The sequence below is a fragment of the Sporichthya sp. genome, assembly GCF_013815995.1.
Taxonomy (GTDB): domain Bacteria; phylum Actinomycetota; class Actinomycetes; order Sporichthyales; family Sporichthyaceae; genus Sporichthya.
Genome location: NZ_JACDFE010000345.1, coordinates 1 through 3,108, shown reverse-complemented (window position 1 = coordinate 3,108; position 3,108 = coordinate 1). Strand labels below are relative to the sequence as shown.

Here is a 3,108-nt window from a genome sequence, read left to right as displayed (position 1 = left end):
GGCTCGTCCCGCTGGTGCGGGTGGGCGCGGCGATAGCCGCGGCCGGCGCGCTGCTGGCGCTGATCCTCGGGGTGTCCCGCACGACGCTGGCGATGGCCCGCGACGGGCATCTGCCCGGGGCGCTGGCGGTCGTGCATCCCCGGTTCGGCGTGCCGCACCGGGCCGAGCTCGCGGTCGGAGTCGTGGTGGCGGTCGTGGCCGCGACCGCGGACGTCCGCGGCGCGATCGGATTCTCCTCGTTCGGGGTGCTGGTCTACTACGCGATCGCCAACGCCTCGGCCTGGACGCTGGCGCCCGGCCCGGCGCGGATCGTGCCGGCGCTGGGGCTGGTCGGCTGCGTCGGCCTGGCCCTGACCCTGCCGGGTGAGTCCGTACTCACCGGCGCCGCGGTGCTCGCCGTGGGCGCGGTGCTCCACACCGCCCGTAGGCTGACCCGGTGAGGTCTCGACTCCTGATCGCTGCCCTGGTGGTGCCGCTGCTCGCGGGACCGGCCGTGGCCGCGCCGCCGCCGCCGGAACCCCTGCCGGTCGCAACGACGTCGAAGGCGCCGATATTCGCCTACAGCGCCCTGCCGTTCAGTGAGGCGGCCGGGCCGGGTCGCGCGTTCCTCGGCGCCGGTGACATCCGCGTCATGCGCGCGGACGCCAGCGACGACAGGTCGGTGACCACGGGCCCGGCTACCGAGTTCGAGCCGGCGTTCTCCCCGAACGGCAAGCTGATCGCCTTCAGCAGCGATCGGGCCGACATCAGCGCCGGCCGCACCGACATCTGGCTGGTGCGCCGTGACGGCACCGGGATGCGCCGGGTGACCACGGGCCTGAATGCGCGCGGCCCGGCCTGGTCCCCGGACGGCAAGCGGATCGCGGCGTCCACGGACTCCGGCGTCGTCGCGTTCTCGGCCACAGGCAAGGCGCTGGTCCAGGTCACGACGAACACCGCTGAGCACACCGACTTCGCACCGGTCTGGAACTCTGGCGGCAGCCACGTGATCTTCACCCGCACCACGTTCACGAACGGCGCCACCACCGGACAGTCCCTCTGGTACGCCGCCGCCAACGGTTCCGGCGCCAAGCGGCTGCTGGATGACACCGCGCCGGCCGGCTACCTGTCCCAGCCCGACGTCTCGCCCGACGGGAAGCTGCTGACCTTCCTGCAGGCCGACGCGAACGGAACCGGGATCTGGCTGGCCGACCTGTCCGGCAAGCTGATCCGCCGGCTCGCCTTCAGCGCCACCGGGTACCTGAACAGCCCGACCTTCTCCCCCGACGGCCAGTGGGTGCTGTTCACCCACTCCGGGCCGGACGGTCGCTCACCGTCCTCGATGCGCCTGGTCAACCTGGACGCCACCAAGACGAAACTGGTCGCCCGGATCAAGCAGGGCAACTACTACGCCCCGAGCTGGGACCCGTCGGCGAAGTTCTGAAGCTTCGTCAGGCGAGGTCCGGCCAGAGCGCGAGCGCGTTCTCGCGGAACACGGCACGCAGCCATTCCTCGCCGAGGTCGAGGCGAGCCACGGCAGCGGCCTGGACGGCGTAGGTGTTCGGCATCGTCGGGTAGTCGCTGCCGAACAGGATGCGGTCCCCGAGGTCGCGCAGCCGCTCCAACCCGTCGGGGAAGGGGAACGGCCAGCCGGCTTCGCCGAATGCGGTGAACACGCCGCTGGTGTCCATCCGCACCGCGGGGTACCGGTCAGCGAGGTCGAAGTAGCCGTCGAACTCCGGCATCCCGAGGTGGGCGATGATCGCGCGCAGCCGCGGGTGGCGGGCCAGCACCCCGGCGAACGGCCCGGGACCGGTGAACTCGGTCGGGGTCGGGCCCCCGCCGGTGTGCACCACCACCGGGATGCCGGCCTCGGCCAGCAGGCCCCACACCGGATCGAGCAACTCCTCGCGCGGGTCGTAGCGGCCGACCTGCACGTGCGCCTTGAACACGCGGGCGCCGGACTCGAGGGCCTCCCGCACGTAGGTGGGCGCCGTCGGCTCGGGGAAGAACGTCGCCGTGTGCAGACAACCGGGCGTCTGTGCGGCGAAGTCCGCGGCCCACGTGTTGAGGTCGGCGGCCATGTCGGGCTTGTGCGGGTACAGGAGCGCGGTGAAGGCCTGCACCCCCATCGCCCGCAGCCGACCCAGTCGCCCGGACATGTCGTGCCGGTACTGCACCGGCCACGGCCGGCCGAGCAGCGGGCCGGCGGCATCGAAGTAGGCCCAGACCTTCTCCTGCAGTCGGTCCGGCATCAGGTGCACGTGGACATCGACGATCCCGGGCAGGCCGAGCGCGGCCCAGTACGCGGGGAGATCGGTGTCGTGCTCCGGCGGCTCGATCATCCGACCCGGGCCGGACGGGGCACGGCCCCGGCCGGGGCGAGGGTGAACCAGGACGGCACTGCCCGGCGCAGCGCGCTCGGGCCGTCGATCTCGACCGCGCCGTCGCGCAGGGCGGCCTTCCAGCTCATCTCGCCCATCCAGACCTCGGTCAGGCCGCGCAGTGCTGCCCTCGGGTCAGGTTCAGATTCTGAACTGGGCCCGGCCGCGCTTCCCACCGTAGGGTCGATGTCGCTCGATCGAGACAACGTTGGCGTACCTGAAGAAGACCGCGGAAGCGGACTCCTGATTCTCCTGGTTTCCCGGGGGGCCTACTTGGCCTGGAGGCTGTCCAGGAAGTCGGCGAACTGCAGCATCGAGACGTCGGTCGGCTGAACGACCGGGCCAAGGGCTTGCGCCGCGGTCCGGGTGCCGCCGGACATCGTGGTCAGCCCGGTGTTGAACTGCTCGTTGTACGCAGCGAGCGGGGCGACTCCGGTCCGGCCGGCGTCGATGAACTGCTTGGCGCCCGGGGCCATCGCCTCGAACAGCTGCGGACCGGCCGCCTCGGCAACCAGGATCTGGTTGGTGACCGGCTGCGCCTGCGCCGGGAACTGCGCGAGCGCGAAGTTCACCGCCGAGGTGCCGATCCCGTAGAACAGCGGGATCGCCAGGGTCGAGCCGGTGGCGCAGTAGTCGAAGAAGTTCGAGAACCCGGTGACGCGCGGCGGAGTCTCGGCCGAGGGCCCAGCACCGGCGGCCGGCGCAGCCTCGGCCGCGCCGGCGGGGGCCGCGCTCATCGACACGC

The 3,108-nt window shown here is 72.2% G+C and carries 5 protein-coding genes; 2 read left to right on the top strand and 3 right to left on the bottom strand.

Annotated features, from left to right (window positions below; translation table 11 throughout):
• On the top strand, positions 1–440 hold a 440-nt coding region (locus H0X00_RS23000), incomplete at its 5' end, for an amino acid permease (RefSeq protein WP_293775128.1).
• Positions 437–1,423 (top strand): hypothetical protein, encoded by a 987-nt coding sequence (locus H0X00_RS22995; RefSeq protein ID WP_293775126.1) that lies wholly within the window; start codon positions 437–439, stop codon positions 1,421–1,423. The genes H0X00_RS23000 and H0X00_RS22995, both read left to right, overlap by 4 nt.
• Positions 1,424–1,430: 7 nt before the next feature.
• Here the strand turns inward: H0X00_RS22995 and H0X00_RS22990 are convergent, their stop codons facing one another.
• The 3 genes from H0X00_RS22990 to H0X00_RS22980 all read right to left on the bottom strand — a co-directional run.
• A complete protein-coding gene (locus H0X00_RS22990; protein WP_293775124.1) occupies positions 1,431–2,324 on the bottom strand; it encodes an amidohydrolase family protein in 894 nt (297 codons plus the stop codon).
• Entirely contained in the window at positions 2,321–2,461 is a 141-nt protein-coding gene (locus H0X00_RS22985) for a hypothetical protein (protein WP_293775122.1), read from the bottom strand. The genes H0X00_RS22990 and H0X00_RS22985 overlap by 4 nt, the downstream gene beginning before the upstream one ends.
• A gap of 171 nt (positions 2,462–2,632) precedes the next feature.
• On the bottom strand, positions 2,633–3,108 hold a 476-nt coding region (locus H0X00_RS22980), incomplete at its 5' end, for a hypothetical protein (protein ID WP_293775120.1).

Bases quoted from the DNA above. Each gene is read 5' to 3' on its own strand.
- H0X00_RS22990 (WP_293775124.1), bottom strand. From the start codon at position 2,324: ATGATCGAGCCGCCGGAGCACGACACCGATCTCCCCGCGTACTGGGCC.
- H0X00_RS22985 (WP_293775122.1), bottom strand. From the start codon at position 2,461: ATGGGCGAGATGAGCTGGAAGGCCGCCCTGCGCGACGGCGCGGTCGAG.